At 35.8% G+C, this 22555-nt stretch carries 18 protein-coding genes; all 18 read right to left on the bottom strand.

The genetic code is table 11. The features are described 5' to 3' along the window. Positions 1 to 117 precede the first annotated feature (117 nt). Entirely contained in the window at positions 118 to 2553 is a 2436-nt protein-coding gene (lon, locus tag J3U37_RS00455) for an endopeptidase La (protein ID WP_267372955.1), read from the bottom strand. Between the two features lie 186 nt (positions 2554 to 2739). Beyond that, positions 2740 to 4014, bottom strand: coding sequence for an ATP-dependent protease ATP-binding subunit ClpX (clpX, locus tag J3U37_RS00450; protein ID WP_267334956.1), 1275 nt, complete (start codon positions 4012 to 4014; stop codon positions 2740 to 2742). 10 nt (positions 4015 to 4024) lie between these two features. Continuing rightward, positions 4025 to 4627, bottom strand: coding sequence for an ATP-dependent Clp endopeptidase proteolytic subunit ClpP (gene clpP / locus J3U37_RS00445; RefSeq protein WP_324099773.1), 603 nt, complete (start codon positions 4625 to 4627; stop codon positions 4025 to 4027). Between the two features lie 92 nt (positions 4628 to 4719). Continuing rightward, complete coding sequence (tig, locus tag J3U37_RS00440; RefSeq protein ID WP_267372954.1) at positions 4720 to 6021, bottom strand: trigger factor; 1302 nt, start codon at positions 6019 to 6021, stop codon at positions 4720 to 4722. A 108-nt stretch (positions 6022 to 6129) separates the two neighbouring features. Beyond that, positions 6130 to 7158 carry a UDP-3-O-(3-hydroxymyristoyl)glucosamine N-acyltransferase gene (gene lpxD / locus J3U37_RS00435; RefSeq protein WP_220218094.1) on the bottom strand — a complete coding sequence of 343 codons (1029 nt, stop codon included), beginning with the start codon at positions 7156 to 7158 and terminating at the stop codon, positions 6130 to 6132. Further along, on the bottom strand, positions 7158 to 7646 hold the full coding sequence (locus J3U37_RS00430) for an OmpH family outer membrane protein (RefSeq protein WP_220218095.1): 489 nt from the start codon (positions 7644 to 7646) through the stop codon (positions 7158 to 7160). Before J3U37_RS00430 ends, lpxD begins: the two co-directional genes overlap by 1 nt. Positions 7647 to 7687: 41 nt before the next feature. Further along, positions 7688 to 10108 (bottom strand): outer membrane protein assembly factor BamA, encoded by a 2421-nt coding sequence (bamA, locus tag J3U37_RS00425; RefSeq protein ID WP_267372953.1) that lies wholly within the window; start codon positions 10106 to 10108, stop codon positions 7688 to 7690. A 25-nt stretch (positions 10109 to 10133) separates the two neighbouring features. After that, positions 10134 to 11456, bottom strand: coding sequence for an RIP metalloprotease RseP (rseP, locus tag J3U37_RS00420; protein ID WP_267329895.1), 1323 nt, complete (start codon positions 11454 to 11456; stop codon positions 10134 to 10136). Between the two features lie 13 nt (positions 11457 to 11469). After that, positions 11470 to 12312 (bottom strand): phosphatidate cytidylyltransferase, encoded by an 843-nt coding sequence (locus J3U37_RS00415; protein ID WP_267372952.1) that lies wholly within the window; start codon positions 12310 to 12312, stop codon positions 11470 to 11472. Continuing rightward, entirely contained in the window at positions 12306 to 13037 is a 732-nt protein-coding gene (locus J3U37_RS00410) for an isoprenyl transferase (RefSeq protein ID WP_267334952.1), read from the bottom strand. The genes J3U37_RS00415 and J3U37_RS00410 overlap by 7 nt, the downstream gene beginning before the upstream one ends. Positions 13038 to 13096: 59 nt before the next feature. After that, positions 13097 to 13729: a cAMP-activated global transcriptional regulator CRP gene (crp, locus tag J3U37_RS00405; RefSeq protein ID WP_220219656.1), complete on the bottom strand. Its 633-nt coding sequence runs from the start codon at positions 13727 to 13729 to the stop codon at positions 13097 to 13099. An 87-nt stretch (positions 13730 to 13816) separates the two neighbouring features. Then, positions 13817 to 14023: a YheU family protein gene (locus J3U37_RS00400; RefSeq protein WP_220219657.1), complete on the bottom strand. Its 207-nt coding sequence runs from the start codon at positions 14021 to 14023 to the stop codon at positions 13817 to 13819. Between the two features lie 259 nt (positions 14024 to 14282). Further along, positions 14283 to 15320 (bottom strand): hypothetical protein, encoded by a 1038-nt coding sequence (locus J3U37_RS00395; protein WP_220218100.1) that lies wholly within the window; start codon positions 15318 to 15320, stop codon positions 14283 to 14285. A gap of 118 nt (positions 15321 to 15438) precedes the next feature. Next, a complete protein-coding gene (locus J3U37_RS00390; protein ID WP_267372951.1) occupies positions 15439 to 18129 on the bottom strand; it encodes an inverse autotransporter beta domain-containing protein in 2691 nt (896 codons plus the stop codon). A 461-nt stretch (positions 18130 to 18590) separates the two neighbouring features. Then, positions 18591 to 20108 carry an amidophosphoribosyltransferase gene (gene purF, locus J3U37_RS00385; RefSeq protein WP_220218102.1) on the bottom strand — a complete coding sequence of 506 codons (1518 nt, stop codon included), beginning with the start codon at positions 20106 to 20108 and terminating at the stop codon, positions 18591 to 18593. 17 nt (positions 20109 to 20125) lie between these two features. Beyond that, a complete protein-coding gene (locus J3U37_RS00380; RefSeq protein WP_366518669.1) occupies positions 20126 to 20611 on the bottom strand; it encodes a CvpA family protein in 486 nt (161 codons plus the stop codon). Positions 20612 to 20687: 76 nt separating this feature from the next. Next, positions 20688 to 21263 (bottom strand): SPOR domain-containing protein, encoded by a 576-nt coding sequence (locus J3U37_RS00375; RefSeq protein ID WP_220218104.1) that lies wholly within the window; start codon positions 21261 to 21263, stop codon positions 20688 to 20690. Positions 21264 to 21275: 12 nt separating this feature from the next. Next, positions 21276 to 22550, bottom strand: coding sequence for a bifunctional tetrahydrofolate synthase/dihydrofolate synthase (gene folC, locus J3U37_RS00370; RefSeq protein WP_267372950.1), 1275 nt, complete (start codon positions 22548 to 22550; stop codon positions 21276 to 21278). Positions 22551 to 22555: the final 5 nt, after the last annotated feature.

The raw sequence follows: 22555 nt of genomic DNA, 5'->3' as shown, positions 1-22555 counted from the left end.
ACCTAATGTTGAATCACGCAAGTATAGCATATTTAGCTAAATTCGCTATTGCCTGAGTGTGACGTATAAAAAAAAAGATCAACATAGTTATGTTGATCTTTTAAATAAAATTGAAATTTAATTTAAGCTGGTTGGTATTTCAACACTTGTTTTTACTTTTTTTAGCGCTTTTTTGGTAGGTTGTTTTAAAGCAACTTCTCCGGTAATAACTTCCATACCAAACGGATTATTCTGTAAAGCAATAGCAATCACTTCATCAATCCATTTGACCGGCCGAATGTCCAGTTCAGCTTTTACATTATCCGGAATTTCTTCCAGATCCTTCACATTATCTTTCGGAATTATTACCGTTTTAATTCCACCTCTATGAGCGGCTAACAGTTTTTCTTTTAAACCACCAATTGGTAGGACTTCGCCTCGTAATGTGATTTCACCTGTCATTGCGACATCAGAACGTACAGCATTCCCGGTTAATGTCGATATTAAAGAGGTACACATTGCAATGCCGGCACTAGGACCATCTTTTGGTGTGGCACCGTCCGGAACATGCACATGAATATCTCGTTTTTCATAAAAATCACTATTAATACCTAGCTTTTCCGCACGAGAGCGTACGACTGTTAAAGCTGTTTGGATAGATTCTTGCATGACATCACCAAGTGAGCCAGTATAAGTCAATTTACCTTTACCCGGTACACTTACCGACTCAATTGTAAGTAAATCACCACCAACTTCTGTCCAAGCCAAACCGATAACTTGCCCTATGCGGTTTTCATTATCTGTTTTACCATAGTCAAAACGTTGTATACCTAAATAATCTTTTAGATTATCTTGATTAACAGTCACTTTTTTCAATTTAGGATCTAATGCCAATTGTTTGACAACTTTACGGCAAATTTTGGCAATTTCTCGCTCTAAACTACGAACACCTGCTTCACGGGTGTAGTAACGGATAATTCCGATGATTGCAGAATCATCAATGCTTATTTCTTTCGCTTTTAAGCCGTTATTTTCGATCTGCTTAGTGATTAAATGTTGCTTCGCTATATTCAATTTTTCATCTTCGGTATAGCCAGAAAGCCGAATCACTTCCATTCTGTCTAATAATGGCGCAGGTATATTCATCGAATTTGCTGTAGCAACAAACATAACATCCGATAAATCATAATCAACTTCTAAATAATGATCACTAAATGCATTATTTTGTTCCGGATCAAGCACTTCTAATAATGCTGATGCAGGGTCGCCACGCATATCAGATGCCATTTTGTCAATTTCATCTAATAAAAATAATGGATTTTTAACGCCAACTTTTACCATACGTTGGATTAATTTACCCGGCATTGATCCAATATAAGTCCGTCTATGGCCACGAATTTCAGCCTCGTCACGCACGCCACCAAGTGCCATACGCACATATTGGCGACCGGTTGCTTTGGCAATAGACTGACCTAGTGATGTTTTACCAACACCCGGTGGTCCAACCAAACATAAAATAGGCCCTTTAACTTTATTAACTCGACCTTGTACGGCGAGATATTCTAAAATACGGTCTTTTACTCGCTCAAGCCCATAATGGTCTTTATCCAAAATCTTTTGCGCTGCACCAATATCTTTTTTAACTTTACTGCGCTTATGCCAAGGTACCTGTAACATCCAATCAATGTAACCACGAACTACCGTTGCTTCCGCCGACATTGCTGGCATCATTTTTAATTTATTAAGTTCAGCTAATGCTTTTTCGGTAGCCTCTTGAGGCATTTTAGCTTTAGTAATTTTTTCTTTTAACTCTTCATACTCATCAGGTTTATTATCGATATCACCTAATTCTTTATGAATGGCTTTAATCTGCTCATTAAGGTAATACTCTTTTTGAGCTTTTTCCATTTGCTGTTTAACACGTTGTCGAATATTTTTTTCAACTTGCAGTAAATCAATTTCTGCTTCCATTAACGAAATAAGCAGTTCAAAACGCTTTTCCAGATTCGTTGTAAACAAAATTTCCTGCTTTTGATCAACTTTTAAAAATAGCGTTGCTGCTATCGAATCGGCTAATTGTGATGGTTCTTTAATTAAGTGAATTGAATCGACAACTTCTTGTGTGACTTTTTTATTCAGCTTTGCATACTCATCAAAATTAGATAAAACAACCCGAATCATTGCTTGACTAACGTCATTGTTTCTTTTCGATTCCTTTGACGGTGCAATATTTGCAATTAAAAAATCATCTTCTTTACGTTCAACAATATCGACAATTTTTGCTCTCTCTACGCCTTCAACCAGCACTTTTACCGTTCCGTCAGGCAATTGAAGCAGTTGTAAAATGTTCGCAATCGTACCCACTTTATATAAATCATTCACATCAGGTTCATCTTGAGAAGGATTTTTTTGCGTAACAAGAAAAACTTGCTTATCCATTTCCATTGCGCTTTCAAGGCAACGAATCGATTTATTTCGACCTACGAAGAGAGGAATTACCATGTGCGGAAAGACAACAACATCACGTAATGGCAAAATAGGCATAATTAATTGGTTAGTTTGTTTTGTTTTCATTTTATTCTCTCTACTAGTACAAACCCATTAAATAAATATGAGGGTCATTTTTAGATATTCAAGCCTATTTTTTCAGTTAAACATGCACTATTACTAAAACATGACAATATTTATGAGAGCTTTTATTTTTATATTAATATGGGGCAGTGCAACTTGCCATCTTACTACAGATGGCAAGGTAATTTATCAAGCAGAAAGTTCCGCATTTTGCCGATGAATTAACTTCGGTGCTTGATTTTTATCAACAGTATTTTTTCGAACAATAACTTTTTCAACATTATCCATTGATGGTAAATCATACATTGTGTCTAATAGTATATTTTCAACAATTGAGCGTAATCCTCTGGCACCGGTTTTACGCTGCATCGCTTTTATCGCTATAGCCTCAAGCGCTTGTTTGTCAAACTCTAATTGAACGCCATCAAGTTCAAACAATGCTTCGAATTGTTTAGTTAATGCATTTTTCGGTTCAGTTAAGATATTAATTAAAGCATCTTTATCAAGTTCAGATAACGTACCAATTACTGGTAATCGACCGATAAATTCAGGTATTAAACCAAATTTAACTAAATCCTCAGCTTCAATTTGCGCCAATAATTCAGATTCTGTCGCTTTATTTTTAGCGCTTTTTACATTAGCACCAAAACCAATTCCTGTATTAGTTGAAATACGGTTTTCAATCACTTTATTCAGACCACTAAATGCACCACCACAGATGAAAAGGATTTTAGAGGTATCAACCTGTAAAAACTCTTGTTGTGGTAGTTTTCGTCCACCTTTTGGTGGAACTGAAGCAATTGTGCCTTCAATAATTTTTAATAAAGCTTGCTGCACTCCCTCTCCCGAAACATCTCGAGTTATAGAAGGATTGTCCGATTTTCGTGAAATTTTATCGATTTCATCAACATAGATGATACCACGTTGAGCTTTTTCAACATCGTAATCACAATTTTGCAATAATTTTAGAATGATGTTTTCTACATCTTCGCCAACATAGCCCGCTTCAGTTAAGGTTGTGGCATCAGCCATTGCAAAAGGTACATCTAAGAATCTAGCCAAAGTTTCGGCTAATAATGTTTTACCACTTCCTGTAGGGCCAATTAATAAAATATTACTCTTACCTAACTCAACATTATTACGACTGGCATAATTGCGTAAGCGTTTATAGTGATTATATACTGCAACAGATAATACTTTTTTTGCTCGATCTTGACCTATTACATATTCATCAAGGTGTTGTCGAATTTCATGTGGGGTTGGTAATGGTTTTCCCATAAACTCTTCATGAGAAAGGAAGTTTTTTGACTCTTCTTTCAAAATATCATTACATAATCCAATGCATTCGTTGCAGATATAACTAGATGACGGTCCCGCAATGAGTTTATGAACTTCACGCTCACTTTTACCACAAAAAGTACAATAGTGTAATTTTTCTGAATTTTCATTATTCACTTTTATCACCTACCTAAATTTAAGATCGTTTATCATATATGGCATCAACTAATCCATATTCAACCGCTCTTTCCGCTGACATAAAATTATCACGATCTGTATCTTTTTCAATTACACTAATATCTTGCCCGGTATGGAATGCCAAAATATTATTTAATCGACTTTTAACTTGTAAAATCTCTTGAGCATGAATTTGAATATCAGAAGCTTGCCCTTGGAAACCACCTAAAGGCTGATGAATCATAACTCTTGCATTAGGTAAACAATAACGCTTGCCTTTTGCTCCAGCGGTTAAAAGCAAAGATCCCATAGAACAGGCTTGTCCTAAGCAGATTGTACTTACATCCGGTTTAATAAATTGCATTGTGTCATAAATTGCCATACCGGCCGTTACCACACCACCAGGAGAATTAATATACAAATAAATGTCTTTTTCGGGATTTTCAGCTTCTAGAAATAACATTTGAGCAATAATAAGATTAGCCATATTATCTTCAACCTGACCGGTCAAAAAGATAACACGCTCTTTTAATAGTCGAGAGTAAATATCGTAAGCTCGTTCGCCACGAGAATTCTGCTCAACAACCATTGGAATAACACCCATGTATGGTTCTAAAGGCATTTTCATCTCCTAATTAAATAAAACAGCCCAAACAATTAATCCTTATTTGGGCTTTAATAACAATATTTTGATTAATTAAAACAGCGAGTGAACTAAGATGCTTGCTGGTTCATTAATTCAGAAAACGAATAGTTTTTATCTGTTACTTTAGCACTCTCTAATAAAAGATCGACAACTTGATCTTCTAACGCAACAGACCGAATATTATCCATTGCTTTTTTATCGTTACGATAATATTCAGAAACTTCTTTCGGGTCTTCGTATGCAGTTGCAATGTCATCAATTAATGATTGAACACGTGCATCATCGGCTTTAAGTTTATTGCTTTCAATGATTTCACTAAATAATAAACCAACTGATACACGACGTTTAGCTTCTGCTTCAAATAACTCTTTAGGAAGATCCATAGATTGCTTCACATTACCGCCAAAGCGTGACACTGCTTGCTGACGTAATACATCAACTTCACGGTCAACTAACGCTGAAGGAATATCGATTTCGTTGTTTTTAATTAAACCGTCGATAACTTGCGCTTTAATTTTATTACGAATAGTTGCTTTAAGTTCACGAGCCATATTTTTACGAACTTCGTTACGTAAGCTGTCAATTGTACCGTCTGCAATACCAAATCTTTTAATGACTTCTTCAGTCAATTCCGGAAGTTCTAACTCTTCTACTTTTTTCAACGTTGCTGCAAATACTGCTGGTTTACCTTTTAAATTCTCAGCATGGTAATCTTCCGGGAAGGTAACGTTAATATCAAACTGATCTGAAGCTTTGTGCCCGATAATAGCATCTTCAAAACCAGGAATCATTCGACCTTGACCTAACACTAAAACAAAATCGTTTGCTTTGCCGCCTTCGAATTCTTCGCCATCTACTTTACCAACAAAATCCAATGTTACTCGATATTGTTCTTTAGCTGGTTCATTAACTTCTTTCCAAGTGCCTTGTTGTTTACGTAATGTTTCAATCATAGTATCAACATCGGCATCAACAACTTCAGCAACTGGTTTCTCAACTTCGATTTTATCTAAATCTTTAACTTTTATTTCAGGATAAACTTCAAACTCAACAGTAAAAGTGTAATCTTCTCCATTTTTATATTCTTTTGGAGTATAAACAGGTGCACCTGCCGGGTTTAATTTTTCTTGAATAATTGCTTCAACGAAATTTCGTTGCATTAAATCACTTAATGCATCTTGTAAAATAGAAGCGCCATAACGTTGTTCAACAATTTTTAAAGGTACTTTTCCTTTACGGAAACCATCAATACGCACTTTTTTGGCGGTATTAATAAGCTCTTTATCAACCGCTTTTGTAATGTCTTCTGATTTAATTGTAATTGATAAACGACGACCTAAACCTTGTGTTGTTTCAACCGAAACTTGCATCTTTATACCTCGAAATTATTGAATAATATCTGCTCGTAATTATTTTAGAATGATAATTGAGCTAAAAAAATTTATAAAATAGGCAAGCATTATACTCACCGTTAACGCCTACGTCGAGACATTTAATAGTTTCTTCTCAAGCGCCTTCAAGCGTTTATTCATTTGATCAATATGTAATACTAACGAAGCCGTTTTTCGCCATACTTTATTTTCTTGCAGTGGAATACCTGAAGAGTAAACACCCGGCTCTGTTATCGGCCGCATTACCATTCCCATACCGGTCACAGTAACTTGATCACATATTTCCATATGCCCGTTAATCACACTCGCTCCACCGATTAAGCAATGGCGGCCAATGGTTAGACTACCGGCCATAATAACGCCACCAGCAACTGCTGTATGGTCACCAATGATATCGTTGTGAGCAATTTGACATTGATTATCGATAATAACCCCATTACCGATAATGGTGTCATCTAATGCCCCGCGATCGATAGTTGTCGATGCACCAATTTCAACATCGTTGCCAATCACAACTCGACCTAATTGAGGTATTTTAATCCATTTACCTTTATCATTAGCATAGCCAAATCCATCAGCACCAATTACTGTAGAGGATTGAATCAGGCAGTTATCACCTATTACACAGTTATGATAAACGGTGACATTAGCCCATAATTTTGTATTGGCACCAATTACAGTATTTTTACCAATAAAACAACCCGCACCAATAATACAATTATCGCCTAGCACTACACCGCTTTCGATAACTGCATTTGCACCAATAGAAACATTGCGACCTAACTTAGCCGTAGAATCAATAACAGCCGATACAGCTATATCTTCAGCCGGCTTGGGCGTGGTATCAAGAAGTTGAGCTAATTTTGCATAAGTAAGATAAGGATTTTTTACAACCAGTGCAGCGCCGTGCCAATGGTTAAGACTGTCTTCAGTCATGACAACAGCAGAAGCGTTACATTGTGATAATTGATTTTGTAATTTTTTATCAGACAAAAAAGTAATTTGTCCGGGTGCGGCACTTTTCATTGATGCAATACCAGTGATGGTTAAATTACCATCACCATGTAACGTTGCATCAAGTTGCTTAGCTAGTTGCTCTAAACGAAAAGCAAACATTATTTTTTAACCTTTTCCAATACTTTATCTGTAATATCAACAGCATCTGAAGCAGATAATGTCGCTTCAGCTTTTAATACAAGATCGTATTTTTCTGTTTCAACAATCTCTTTGACGGCATCTTGAATTTTTTTCAACAATTTGTTAGCTTCTTCAGCTTCAACTTTACGATACTCTTCAGTAAATGCTTTAGCTTTATTTTCAAAATCAGAAACAACTTTGTTTAGTTTTGTTTTTTCAGAAGCTGACAATGTTAAACCGTCTTTTTTAAGACGTGCTAATGCATCATTAGCTTTCTTTTCTTCTTCTGCTAATGCCTTGGCTCTTGATTCAAATTTCTTGTTCAGATCATTGCTAACTTGTTCACGTTGTGGCATTTTTTGCAAGACAGTCATTACATCAATTACGCCAATTTTAATTTCAGCATTTGCCATACCAGTAAAGAGTAATGCAAAACTAATCCCCAAAATACTAATAATTTTTTTCACTTTTTTCACCTATGTGTATTTTATTTACTTATAACATGGAATTACCATGTTGAACCTATATTAAATTGAAATTGTTGTGCTGAATCACCATTATATTTCTTCAATGGTTGAGCATATGAGAACACCAATGGCCCTAATGGAGACATCCACTGAACAGCAACACCTGCTGACATTCTAATATCAGAAGGAGAACTATAGTCAGGAAGATTACGTCCTTTCAAGTCCCATTGAGTATCCCACACAGTACCGGCATCAAAGAAAACTGATGTTCTTAGACTATCCGAATACTTCTCGCCTGCAAATGGAGTCGGCACAATTAATTCCGTACTTAAAAATGCAATCGCATTACCGCCTACGGCATCTTTTGAGCTTTCACACCCTTTGGTATCACCTAAATTACGACAACCATTGCGATTCAAGTAAACAGCTTTAGGACCAACTGTATTGGACTTAAATCCACGTAAAACGGTTGAACCACCAGCATAGAAGTTTTCGTAGAATGGTAACTCTTTACCACCGAATCCACCACCATAACCTAATCGACCACGAGTTAAAAATATCCAATTATGATCATTATCAAGTGGATAATAGTAAGATGCATCACTTATGAATTTATAGAATCGATTGTCGAAAACTGGCACAGTCACTTTAGCACTTGCCGTCATTTTCAAACCTTCCGTAGGGAAAAAGCCACGATCTAATGAATTATATGTCCAATAAGCATTTAATAATAAATCGTTGGTATCAAAAGATAACGAGTTTTTATCTTTGGTTTTTTCGCCCATTTTATCGAAATAACGCCACATACCATACTGAGGTCTCATATCAGATAATTTATGGTTAGCATATTCTGTACCAAAGCGAAGGAAATTATTTTCACTGATTGGAAAACCTAAGTTTGCTGAAGCACCCCAGGTTTTACTTGAATATTCAGATTCATCATCATCGTCATCGGCTTTATAAGTGTTATAATAAACACTTCCACCTAAGCTAACGCCATCGATAGTAAAGAATGGATCAACAATAGATAATGATGCTGTTTTATCACTACTGGTGGTATTTATATCGAAGGAAACGCTATTACCTGTTCCTAACCAGTTGTCTTGAGTGATACCGGCATTAAAACTAATACCACTGTCTGAACCAATACCGACACCTATTTTGATAGTACCGGTATTACGCTCCGAGACTTTATAAATGACATCTACTTGATCATCGATGCCTGGTACACGTTCAGTACTTGCTTCAACACTATCGAAAAAGCCTATACGATTTAATCGATCTTTACCCAGTTCAACTAAACCATTACTTAACCAAGAACCTTCCATTTGGCGCAGTTCTCGCCGAACTACCGTTTCGCTCGATATGTTGTTTCCACTAATTTTAATATTACGCACATAATAACGTTGACCAACATCAACCATAACGATTAAATTAACCGTATGGTTCTCATCATTTATTTCCGGTTGAATAGAAACATGAGGATAAGCGTAACCAAAGTTAGCAAGTAAACGTTTGATACTATCTTCAATTTCAGTGATTTTTTTACCATTATACAGTTCACCGATTGATACCTTATCTTGCGCTATTTTGGCAATCGCATCTTTATGGCCGGCAAAATTACCCTTAAAATCCAATTCGGATAGTTTATATTGTTCACCTTCATGAATATTTATTGTAACGTAAATGCCTTTTTTATCTGGCGTTAAACTGACTTGAGTCGATTCAATATTAAAACGTGCATAACCACGATTTAAATAAAAACTTTGTAATTCATCTAAATCAGATGCTAATTTTTGTTTTTGATATTTGCGATCACCAAGCATGTTCCACCAAGGCACTTCATCTCTTAAAGAGAAACGTGAAATTAACTCTTCAGATGAGAAAGCTTTGGCGCCAACAATATTAATTTGATCAATCAAAGCTGATTTGCCTTCAGCAATCTCTAGCTTTAAATCAACGCGATTACGAGATAACGGTGTGACAACAGCCTTAATTCGGGCATTATATTTACCCACACTGTAATAAAAATCTTCTAGCCCTTTTTCGATAGCGGAAAGCATTGTACGATCTAATGCATCCCCTTCCCGAATTCCTGTGCTATCAAGATTTTTCTTGAGCATGTCATCTTTAACAGATTTGTTACCCACGAATGTTATACTTGAAATTGTTGGACGCTCTTCAACAGTAATAATTAATCTATCTCCATCACGAGATACAGTAATATTGTCGAAGTTACCACTTGAGTAAAGTGACTTGATAATATGCCCTAAATCGGATTCGTTAACATAGTCACCAATTTGGATTGGCATTTCAAGCATTGCAGCGCCGACAGTAACACGCTGTAATCCTTCAAATTTAATATCTTTTACAACAAAATCATCCATACAAAATGCATTGGAACTATACACAGCTGTTGTACTAAACAGCAAAGATGCTATAAGTAATTTATTTATTTTCATCGTAAATGTTTATAACCTCATCCCATCACAATCGTAAAAAATCATTAAATAGTGCAATTCCCATTATTACCATTAATAAAACCAAACCAGCACGAAGAAAACGCTCTTGTGCTTTATCTGATAGGGCTTTTCCTCTTATCTTTTCAAAAAACAGAAACATAAGATGCCCACCATCTAACATTGGTAATGGAACAAGATTGATAACCCCTAAACTTATACTAATAAATGCTAGAAAATATAAGTAAGGAGTAAATCCATAACTTGCTGTTTGCCCTGCGCTTTTTGCTATTGTTATTGGTCCGGATAGATGTTTTAAACCAATAACACCTGTTACTAATTGATAAAGTGAACGTACAGTTAACTGAGTTGTTAATGCTGTTTGTCCTAATGCTTTATCAAATCCTTCTAAAAAACCATACTGCGTTATAACTGCATCAGATGTTGGATAAAACCCTGCAACACCTTCACCATTTTTTTGAACTTTTGGTACAAGCTTTAGATAAATATCTTCATTATTTCGATTTACTTTTAAATCAATAGTACCCGCTTTTTTTATTGTATTTGTAAAATCAACCCAATTTGTACATGGATGCTGATTATAGCTGATAATCATATCGCCTACTTTTAAGCCGGCTTGTTCAGCAGCGGAACCAGGTATAATTTTACTCACAATTGGATAAATTTCCAATGTTTTAGGTATAAACCCAAAAGCGGTTATGGCTGAATCTTTTTCAATATCAAAATGCCAATTGCTAATGTTAACCATTTTATGCACTTCTTGATGATTATCATCATTAACTGCATTATCAATATAAGAAAAATCAACCTGAGATTTTCCCATAGCTGAAATCAACGCTAGGTTAACATCATTCCAGCTTTCAACCTTCACATTATTAACTGTTTTTAACTCTGCTCCAGCGGGTACGCCAACTGTCGCCACAGGAGTAGAAGGTATTATATCTCTTATTTTAACAGGATAAGTTGCTACGCCCATTAAAAATATAATCCAATAAATTATCAGCGCTAATATAAAATTAGCGAAAGGCCCGGCAAATACAATTGCTGCTCGTTGCCAAATCTTTTTTTTATCAAAAGCAAATTTTTCACTATTTTCTGATAATTGAGCTGTTCTTCCGTCAAGCATTCTAACATAACCACCAAGCGGAATCATAGCAATTACCAATTCTGTTCCACTTGAAAATTTATGTGACCATAGTTTTTTGCCAAAACCAATGGAAAAACACTCTACTTGAACACCACACATACGGGCAACCAGAAAATGCCCATATTCATGTATGGTCACCAATATACTGATAGTTACAATAAATAACAACAATGACCAAAGCAAAATCAATAACCCTTTATAATAGATACAAAGATAAAGTAGCAAATACAGGAATGGCAGCGGTTAAACTATCTATACGGTCTAAAATTCCACCATGGCCAGGTATAAGGTGCCCACTATCTTTTATTCCCGCTTCTCTTTTAAACATGCTTTCAGTTAAGTCACCCAAAACGGAGACTAGAATGGCGCATAAAGAACTAATCAAAAATAAACTGAATGAAATTTTAAAGAAAAATGAAAAGTAAGCTATAACACAAATTATTGTGGACAAAACTACGCCACCAATGAAGCCTTCGATAGTTTTTCCGGGTGATACTTTTGCCGCTAATTTTCGTTTACCAAAAGTACGACCTGCAAAATAAGCACCAGTATCAGTTGCCCATACTAGCACAAATACATACAGCAACCAAATAGCCCCATGATAAGAGTTAAAAACATAATTAATCGATCGTAATTGAATCATGCCTATAAAAAACGGAACTAAAGTGAAAAACGCAAATAATAACTTTATGACATTACAATCAGACCAATATTGGGTACTTTTAGGGTATGTAGCAACCAGGCATAATGCAACTAGCCACCAAATAATCGATAAATACAATATCACTTTATATAGACTCGCTTTAAATGTTAATGAGTCAGGCATAAAATAAAGTACACTGAGCAAAACAATAGCAAATAACGTAAAGATTAACTTTGATTGTTTTTGATCAATATGTAGAAATTGAGTCCACTCCCATGCAGCAAGCCCACAAACCAAAATGATTATGCAGGAAAATACCGATAGTGGTGCAAAAAATAAAATAATGATTACAAGTGGGATAAGCACAAGTGCCGCTAAAATACGGTGAATTAGCATGTATGATCCTCATTACGAACGCCACCAAAACGCCGTTCTCTATTGTTAAATTTGTTGATCGCCTCATCAAATAAGCTCTGAGTAAAGTCAGGCCATAATACATCTGTAAAATAGAATTCAGAATAAGCAATCTGCCATAATAAGAAATTACTTATTCGATATTCACCACCGGTACGTATGACTAAATCGACATCAGGAAACTCACTCATGCTCATAGCGGAATTAAAATGATCTTCTGTAATATCATCGACACTGATTTTACCTTCTACCACTTGCGTTGCCATTTTTTTTGCTGATTGCAGTATATCCCACCGGCCGCCATAGTTAGCTGCGATATTAAGTACCAAACCGGAGTTATCTTTGGTTAACTGCTGAGCTTTAATAATCATATTTTGTAGCTCATCATTAAAACGTGAGATATCACCAATGATATTCAATCGCACATTATGACTGTTGAGTTTTTTGATTTCTCGATTTAAAGCATAGATAAAAAGTGCAAGTAACGCTGAAACTTCTTTTTCCGGGCGTTTCCAATTTTCACTGCTAAAAGCATACAAAGTCAGTACTTTTATATTGATACTTGCCGCATACATAACAATTTTTCGCACTGCTTTTAAGCCTGCTCGATGGCCAATAGTTCGTAATTGATTACGTTGTTGAGCCCAGCGACCATTACCATCCATAATTATAGCCACATGACTTGGAATACATCGTTCTTTTGTCATGTAATATCTCGTAATATATCATTCATTGTTCAAATTATGTTTTATTAATGTCGATTCGACTAACGGGTACCATAAACGACAATTGTTTTGCCATGGGCAGATATTAAGTGCTGATCTTCCAGCATTTTCAATATTCGCCCAACGGTTTCACGGGAACAACCAACAATTTGCCCAATTTCCTGACGGGTGATTTTAATCTGCATTCCATCGGGATGAGTCATTGCATCCGGTTGTTTAGCTAAGTTTAATAAAGTCTGTGCTATGCGTCCAGCAACATCTAAAAAAGCTAAGTTACTTACTTTTTCAGAGGTCACCTGCAATCGGCTGGCCATTTGGCTGGCTAAACGCATAAGGATATCGGGATTGACTTGAACAAGTTGTTTAAACTTTTTGTATGAAATTTCGGCAACCTCACAGCTGGTTTTTGCTTTCACCCAAGCTGTTCGCTCAGTTCCTTCTTCAAAGAGACCAAGTTCACCAAGAAATTGATTTTGGTTTAAATAAGACAAAATCATTTCATTGCCGTCATCATCTTTAATTAATACAGCGACAGATCCTTTTAAAATATAATAGAGAGTTTCGGCTTTTTCTCCTTGATGAATGAGGGTGCTTTTAGCAGGATATTTATGAATATGGCAATGAGATAAAAACCATTCTAATGTCGTATCCGTTTGCTGTTTACCAATCATTATGCCATCCTCTCCATTTTACTGACTTCTTGCACACTATAACAAAGTTACACAATAAATTATATAATAATATACAATCATTTTAAGTCGTTATCTGACAAGTTTGATATCAATTGTTTGATGAAGTTCAGACCAAAAGATTGCCGCTCTGCCATCTACCAATTGTTGCTTAACATCATTAACTTTATCTTGTAGGGATTTTTCTTCTAACCCATAATCAGTCCCTTCACGTAACACAAAGTATTGTATAAGATTATTTAGAGTTTCAGGTTCAAGATCCTGCCAAGAAATTTTCATCATTGATTGAATTAAGTTAAATTTTCACTATTTTATAACATAAGATGAGCAATAAAAAGGGTGAGTTTACGTTGAATAATCAGACAGAAATAACAAATGTAAAATTTACGATCAAATATAGGTTTAAGGGTTAAAATAATAAAAGGCTCATTATTTAAGTTAAACAAGATACCTTAACACTAATGCTCATTAAAAATAATATAATCATAAAAAAAACCACTCTTTCGAGTGGTTTTTAATTTCACAACATGATTTAAAATTATAAACCAGTAGCTTTAAGATTGAATCCTTGCGCACCAGCTTGATAACCATTAGTTGATGTTGCATAAATGGTGTTGTTCTTACCACCAGCAGGATCACCTAATAAGATTGTATCGCCATTAGCTCCTGATACACCTTGAGTTGCAGTTAATGCGTCATTAGATGCAGTTACACCAGCATAAGTACCGCTTAATGTCCATGTTATAGTATAGTTAGCTGTTTTTTCTGATTCACCATTATTTGGTAATTCATCACCATTATCATCGTTCCATACTACAGCAGCAAATCTTTCGCCGTATTTAGGTGCTGGAGCGCCAGCAACGGTATAGTTAACACTTCTATCTATATTACCACTAGCATCGGTTTTAAAGATACCTAACTTAGTATCATTGCCTTCGATAGGACCTGTACCGTTGTTAGCATCGTCAGTATCACCCGGACCGAATGGACCACCGGTAACAGTGTCTAACTCTACTTTATTATCTTGATGATCAGGAGCTGTATTGGCCCAAATATCGTTTACATATAACCATTCGTTTGCATCTGGTAAACCATAGGTAGTTTTTTCTTGAAGACGGTAACCAACTACTTCAGCACCGGCAAACTCACTAGTAATTTGGAAAGAAATCTCACCTGCTTCACCAGAATTATTTGTAGAAAAAGTTACGTTATTAACTTTATCCCAAGTAGCGCTAGTTCTATCTTTTTTGATATAAACTTCAAGTGTCGCTTTTACTGCTTCAGAGGTATCTTCATCACCATCGACATCATGTAAATCATATTTAACATGAACCCAGTCGCCCACTTTAACTTTATTTTTATTGCCATTAGTAGAACCAACAGGGTTAGCGCCAGCTTGGTCAGTAGTTACACGAAGGGTCATGGTATGATCATTTTGAGTACCCTTAGAATACATTACAGGCTTATTACCTTGGATAGAGCTTGATGCAGTACCTTCTACGGCATAAGCACTACTTGCTGTAAAACCAGCGATAAATAAGCCTAATGCCACTTTTTTAATTGTTAGATTTTTCATGTTTAACTTCCTATTTTTCTTTAAATTAACATGTTGTATTTATATAAATACACCATTTTCGGGTGTTCCCTATTAGGTTACCTAAGTATTTGATGTACCAGGTAACCGAAACTTATTATTAATTAACGCTAACTTGCAATTTAAACCCTTGGTCGCCAGCACATGCCGGTAGCGAGGTATTAATTGGAGTCCAATCTATGTATGATGGTGCCCCATTAACTGCACTAATACTTGTTCCGGATGAAGCATAACTATTCATGTTAAGGCTTCTAATTGTATAGTGAGCATTTATCCCCATACCTACGTTAAACCATGGACCGGTAGGATTATCAATTGCGTTTGGTAGTGCAGCTGTTGTTGCATTCCCCGGACAAGCAGAACTATTATCATCAACCAAAGACCACACTACAAAAGGATCAGTGATTTCAGTTGTACCATCTACACTATAAGCTTTGACATAGTATTCATTGCCAACTTTCCATTCATTTGGACCACTTGGTTCAAATTGAAGGGTATTACCAACGGTGCTCGCAACTAATACGCCGTCACTACGATAAACTTTAATTAAACCAGCTTGGCCACCAGCAAAGTCTACAGACGCTTTATTAAATGATGTACCATATTGATCCAATGCAACTGTAAAATCTACGACGCCAACAAAATTGGATGCAACGTCAATGGTGTAAGTATCACCTAATGCTTCAGCACCTGCGGCAGTCGAAGCTTTATCAGAAATCTTACCGCCCTTCTTAACTTGTTCAAATGATTTAACAATAATACAAGGCTCTTTTGACGGACAAGAATTTACATTGCCTGAAGTACCATCAATCAAGTTTACTTTCGTACCGTTACTTGTAGCTGTCCATAAATTTAAAACTGATGACTGGAATGTTTTACCAATTTTTTGCATCAGTAAAGCATCACTAAAACCGTCAAAATCATCTGCTAAGCTCCAACTTCTTGTCGCACCGGATTTAGGTTTTACTAAACTAGCTAATAACGTTACGCTATTATGTCCATCAGCATCCTGATTAATTAGTGAAGTTGGATTACCTGTTTGATCTATCGCCCATACACCAACTTTACGAAGCTCAGGGTTAGGTAATACCTCAAACGAAACTGAATTAGATGTTGCTGTTTTACCACGGCTATCCGTTACCGTTACCGATAATGAATATTTACCATTAGTTCTAACCGGATGACGGTCACCATTATCATCTAAATAGTTAGGCGCAGTAATTTTCCAGTTATCAAGTTCAGCCGGTGGATTTGCCCATGTAGAAGTTGTACAAATTCCTACATTAGAACATAAGAAACCGCCTCCGGCATCAATGTCTAACATATCGCCTGACCATGTTAATTTAGATAAGCCTTTAACATTATGAGCACCAATTGTGACACCATAGCTATGTCCTTCAATCAATTGAACTGCTTCAAGCCCTAAATCAACTGTCATTTTCTTGTCTTTATATTCAAGAACAATGTAGTTATTACGATCGACTAAATCATAACGGCTACCTTTTAAGGAGCGTGCAAGTTGAACCATATCAGGATCAAGTTGGTCTTTCAGTGGCACGCCAATACGATAATCAAGTGTTAACTGCGCATTAGTAGCTTTTTTACTATCTTGACCATGCTTGTGTTCCGCTTTAATTGTAAAAAGAGGAACTGGCGTATAATCAACACCAAAAGTTAAAGCACTCGGATTTTTTTGTAGATTATCTTTACCAAATAGCGCAACTTTATCACCAAAGTATTTTTCATACATAAGTGAACCACCTAAATGTGGATACTGAGGTAAATAGCCTTGGAAACGGACATCATAACCTTTCGCTGCTCTTTCTAAGTAATCATCAAAATCTTTGGAATCTTTCCAATCAGATAGTGGATGATAATAGTTCACCGCTAACTTCATGTAATCACTCCAAGCTTCGGCACCAATACCTAAACGATTGTGCGAACGTTGGAAATCATGATCTAAAAATACGTTATAGCCAAGTAACCATTTATTATCTGCCACATCCCAACGTTGACCGATACCAAAGTTACCTATACGTCGATTGTGTTCATATTCCTGAAATGACAACTGAGTAAAGATTAATGTACTGTCAGTATCATACCAAGGACTAAACAATTTAAGATTAACGTTATCGAAGCTGCCTTTATCACTTAAGTTAAATTGTAATTGAGCTTTACCAAAACGACCTAAGAAGTCTTGTACAGTATTGCGTACCGGATCGACAACTTGATTTTTAACGCCATTACGAATGTAATCTTCGGCGTATTGTTTACCTTTATTTCTTAAATGGCCTGATAAACCACCATTTTCTGCAGAAGTAATTGATTTCCAATCTTGTGATGCTAACGTTTGTAACGTTGAAGCGATTTGAGTTGCAAGCGCATCTTTATTTTGCTTAGGATCATAGTTATCATCAGAACCTAGACTAGGTAGATTTTCATACTTATCTATTTTATTACTGTTTGTAGTAAGTGCAGGTAAAACTTGTGAGTTTTCAGGTAGAACTAAAAGTTCACCAACTTCAACAACATCTTTTTTATCAAATCGACCAGCATTCATTTCTCGCAACTCAGAAACAGAAATGCCACTTATAAGTGCGATTTGATATAAGCTACGTTGTTCATTATTGATCATCTCACGAGCTTTTACGCCGTTTTTCAATTCAAACACTTTATTACTATCAACAGTATTTGACGACACTTTGGTATCCACTGCATTAGCAACTGATTGCCAACCCAACGCGGCAATAACAAGTGCTGATATTACTGTAAAATTAAGATTCTTTCTCATCTTAATTATTCCTTATATTCCACTGACAAGCGTATGAAACAAAACTTTTAATTCTGATACCGCATCGTCGTTATTAGTTGTGATTTTTAAAAATATTACCAAAATAGTTTATTGTTTTTAATATTACTATTTTTTGTTCTTTAAATTTCTTTACAAAAGTAATTAAAGTTACGGAAATTTTATTACAAAAAAGTCATTTAGCAAAATATTTTATTAGTTTTTTTTAACATTTTTGTAAAGATATTTTTTATCTTTAATTATCAATATGTTATAAAACAGAAAAAAACAAAAAAAGTAACAGTTTTGAGTAATTTATTGAAAATAATGACATTAACAATAACATCAAAAGAGAAAAAATTGAAAAAAATGTCATGTTAATTGTCATTTAGGTAAAAAAAAACTTGAAATTGATACTTCAAGTTTTTTTCCATGTTTGCTGTTCGATATCAAGACAATTAAAGTCATTGTTCTTCGTTATAAATTTCCAGATTTTCAGACTCTTTAAAGGTAGGCGAATTTTTGATTGTACTTCTTTGCTGTTCTAAAGAAGAAAAATAACGGCTATCAATTCCTTCCGTAATATATTTACCATCAAATACTGAACACTCAAAATGTTCAATTTTCGGGTTTTCTTGTCTAATTGCATCAATTAAATCAGTGAGATCTTGAAAAATAAGTTTATCAGCACCAATGTCATGAGCGATTTCATCAACTGTTCGATTATAGGCAATAAGTTCACTTGCTATTGGCATATCAATACCATAAACATTTGGATGTCTGATTTCCGGCGCAGCGGAAGCTAAATAAACTTTTTTGGCACCCACTGAACGCACCATTTCTAAAATTTTTTCCGAAGTAGTTCCCCGCACAATGGAATCATCGACTAACAGAACATTTTTACCTTCAAACTCAATACGATTAGCATTGAGTTTTCTTCTAACCGATAGTTTGCGGGCGCTTTGACCCGGCATAATAAATGTTCGACCAATATAACGATTTTTAACAAATCCTTGCCGATAAGGTTTATTTAATATTCTTGCGATTTCTAAAGCTGCATCACAGGAAGTTTCGGGAATAGGAATAACAACATCGATATCAATATCTTTCCACTCTCTGGCAATTTTTTGTCCCAGCTTTTGCCCCATTGAAATGCGAGATTGGTAAACCGATACCCCATTCATTAATGAATCAGGTCTGGCAAAATAGACATATTCAAATATACATGGATAGTATTGAGGATTATCAGCACATTGTTGAGCGTAAAGTTGGCCATCTTGAGTAATGTAAATCGCCTCACCGGGCTCGACATCTCGCATAAACTCAAAGTCAAGAATATCGAGTGCAACACTTTCCGATGCAACCATATATTCAACCTTTTGATTTTCAACCACCCTTTTACCAATCACTAATGGACGGATGCCATAAGGATCACGAAATGCGACTAAACCATGTCCAATAATCATTGCAACACATGCATAAGCACCTTTTATAATATTATGCAAATTATGTATTGCTGTGAAAATATTATCTGCACTGAGTGGATAAGTGGGAAACTTATCTAGCTCGCTGGCAAAAACATTAAGTAAAACTTCTGAATCTGAATTGGTATTGATATGACGTCTGGCAAGTTCGAATACTTTATCACGCAGTTGATCAGTATTAGTTAAATTACCATTGTGAGCCAGCGCAATGCCGTAAGGGGAGTTGACATAAAATGGCTGGGCTTCAGAGGGACTGGAGCTACCAGCAGTCGGATAACGAATATGCCCAATACCTAATTTGCCTTGTAAACGCTGCATATGATGTTCTTGAAACACATCTTTAACTAAACCATTTGCTTTGCGCAGGCGAAAACGATTTTGCTCATCGATAGTCACAATACCGGCCGCATCTTGCCCCCGATGTTGTAAAACCGTCAGGGCATCATAAATTGATTGATTAACAGTGCTACATCCTACAATACCTACCACACCACACATACGATGCTCCCTAAGACTTACTGTACTAAAAATGAAGACGATTGTTGGATAAAATCAAAAAACCACCGAATAATAAAATGGAAGTGTGGAATTAATTGTGATTGAGTCCAATATGGTGATTGGGATAAAGGCGTAAAGGTATCGACAAAAAAGAGTACTGCCGCTACCACTAAAATGCCACGCAAAACCCCAAAACAGATACCTAACACACGATCAGTTCCCGACAGCCCGGTTTTTTGAACTAATTGAGCGATGATATAAGAAACAATCCCACATACAATTAATGTCGCAACAAAGAGAATAGCAATTGCCACCGCAATACGGATAATATCGCTTTCAAAAAAGGTTAGATAGCCAGTAATATAGACATAAAAACGGCTAGCAATAAAAAACGCTAAAACCCAACTGATTAATGATAATGCTTCACGAACAAAGCCCCGCACTATACTAATCAAAGCGGAAAAAACAATCACACCGATAATCGTAAAATCAACCCAATTCATCATAATAACTCACAATTTTATTTAAATAATTTTTATTTTAATTACAGTCAATACCCATAATGGGTATCAGAAAATTTTAATTAGGGACAATAATACCTTTTAACTTTGTTAAATTATTTAAGCTACTAATGACTTGCTCTGCTTGTTCTTTTTTAGCATAAGGCCCCACTTGTAGTTTAATCAACTGATTTGGTTCGGGATTTTTAGGTATTACTATTACGTTATAATTATTAAGTCTTAATAAAGCAACTAACTCTTCAATTTTTTGTCTATTTTTAAGCGCAGTTAGTTGTATCATGTACGGTTTAACTTCTTGCTCAGTCGAGGTTGTAGTCGATGTTGCTGTAGAAGAATCGGTATTATCATCGGTAATATCAGACGGCGGTATTGAGTTGAGATTTTGGTCTGAATCCGGCGTGTATGACACATCATAATTATTAGTCACATTATTATCGGTAAATGTCACTTCTTGATTCTGCTGATTGACAACTTCGGGCTGTAATATTGGAATAGTTGAAGTGTGTTGATTCGATTTATCTGTAATAATTAACGGCGCAACAGCTGCAATTATAAGCAGTAATGTTGCAAAACCCACAAGCTGATTTCTAATTTTATTTTGATTGCTGTTATTGTTTTTTTGATTTTTAGTCATAATAAAAGTCACTTAACAGTCAAATTCAGCTAAAACATCTGATACAGTATAAAATGAACCACAAACAACAATAATATCATCTTCTTGTGCATCTTGCACCGCCTTTTGATAAGCATCAATGACGGTATCAAACGTCAAAATATTGTGCTCATGATTGTTTAATAAATAGTGTTTCAATACTTCAGCCTCACAACCTCGCTCACCATAAAGTGATGCACAATACCAATTATCGCCATTTAATACCGCTAAAGTACTTTTGATATCTTTATCTTTAAGCATACCAATAACAAACCGTACTTTACCTGCTATTGCTCGCTCTTTTTTCAAATTTGCTAGCTGTTTAGCTAAGTAACTTGCAGCATGTGGATTGTGGGCGACATCTACAATCACAAGTGGTGAATTTTGAATAATCTGAAATCGCCCCGTTAAACTAGCATCAGCAAGACCTTGTGATATTGCTTCTTGAGTAATGTTGATAGAGGAATAAGTTAATGCCGCCACCGCTGTTGCAGCGTTTGCTAAAGGAACGTTGGGCATAGGGAGATGTTGATATTGTTTGACTGGGGAGTCAAATTGCCACAAGTTTTTATCGATCTGCTTGTAACGCCACTCTTGATTTACTCGATAATATGGACAGTTTACTGATTTTGCAACATCTAAAATTGATGCCGGTATATCCGGCTCGCCAATAATAGCAATGCTATTTGATTTAAAGATCCCTGCTTTCTCACGCCCGATACTTTCACGATTGTCACCTAAATAATCGGTGTGATCAATATCGATTGAGGTGATAACAGCCACATTCGCATCGACAATGTTGGTTGCATCAAGCCGACCACCAAGGCCAACTTCTAAAATGGCAACATCGAGTTTAGCTTGTTTAAACTGATAAAGTGCCGCTAACGTACCATATTCAAAGTAAGTTAACGAAATATCCCCACGTGCTTTTTCAATTTCAATAAATGCATTAATGGTATCTTGATCTTTTGACTCGTGATTATTTATCCGAACTCGCTCAGTAAAACGCAACAAATGCGGTGAGCTATAAACTCCAACTTTTAAATTAGCGTTTAGCAGCATCATTTCAAGCGTGCGACAGGTCGTCCCTTTGCCATTGGTGCCGGCAACGGTAAATACATAAGGAGCAGGTTGCAACAATTCAAGCCGCTTTGCGACAGTTTTAACCCGTTCAAGTCCAAGTTCAATCGTTGCCGGATGCAATTGCTCTAAATAACAAAGCCATGTCTTAAGATCTGACATGGCATCTGGTTTTTTATGTTGTTGCATGCTCA

This window comes from Gilliamella sp. B3172 (assembly GCF_026536465.1).
Taxonomy (GTDB): Bacteria; Pseudomonadota; Gammaproteobacteria; order Enterobacterales; family Orbaceae; genus Gilliamella.
The sequence above is the reverse complement of the archived record's forward strand: the minus strand, read 5'-3'. Positions and strand labels throughout refer to the sequence as shown.

What these genes read in the sequence shown, in the direction of transcription:
- lon (WP_267372955.1), bottom strand. Translation starts at nt 2,553, where the DNA reads ATGAAAACAAAACAAACTAACCAATTAATTATGCCTATTTTGCCATTA.
- clpP (WP_324099773.1), bottom strand. Translation starts at nt 4,627, where the DNA reads ATGCCTTTAGAACCATACATGGGTGTTATTCCAATGGTTGTTGAGCAG.
- tig (WP_267372954.1), bottom strand. Translation starts at nt 6,021, where the DNA reads ATGCAAGTTTCGGTTGAAACAACACAAGGTTTAGGTCGTCGTTTATCA.
- lpxD (WP_220218094.1), bottom strand. Translation starts at nt 7,158, where the DNA reads ATGTTTGCTTTTCGTTTAGAGCAACTAGCTAAGCAACTTGATGCAACG.
- bamA (WP_267372953.1), bottom strand. Translation starts at nt 10,108, where the DNA reads ATGAAAATAAATAAATTACTTATAGCATCTTTGCTGTTTAGTACAACA.
- J3U37_RS00415 (WP_267372952.1), bottom strand. Translation starts at nt 12,312, where the DNA reads ATGCTAATTCACCGTATTTTAGCGGCACTTGTGCTTATCCCACTTGTA.
- J3U37_RS00410 (WP_267334952.1), bottom strand. Translation starts at nt 13,037, where the DNA reads ATGACAAAAGAACGATGTATTCCAAGTCATGTGGCTATAATTATGGAT.
- J3U37_RS00400 (WP_220219657.1), bottom strand. Translation starts at nt 14,023, where the DNA reads ATGAAAATTTCTTGGCAGGATCTTGAACCTGAAACTCTAAATAATCTT.
- J3U37_RS00395 (WP_220218100.1), bottom strand. Translation starts at nt 15,320, where the DNA reads ATGAAAAATCTAACAATTAAAAAAGTGGCATTAGGCTTATTTATCGCT.
- J3U37_RS00390 (WP_267372951.1), bottom strand. Translation starts at nt 18,129, where the DNA reads ATGAGAAAGAATCTTAATTTTACAGTAATATCAGCACTTGTTATTGCC.
- purF (WP_220218102.1), bottom strand. Translation starts at nt 20,108, where the DNA reads ATGTGTGGTGTGGTAGGTATTGTAGGATGTAGCACTGTTAATCAATCA.
- J3U37_RS00380 (WP_366518669.1), bottom strand. Translation starts at nt 20,611, where the DNA reads ATGAATTGGGTTGATTTTACGATTATCGGTGTGATTGTTTTTTCCGCT.
- J3U37_RS00375 (WP_220218104.1), bottom strand. Translation starts at nt 21,263, where the DNA reads ATGACTAAAAATCAAAAAAACAATAACAGCAATCAAAATAAAATTAGA.
- folC (WP_267372950.1), bottom strand. Translation starts at nt 22,550, where the DNA reads ATGCAACAACATAAAAAACCAGATGCCATGTCAGATCTTAAGACATGG.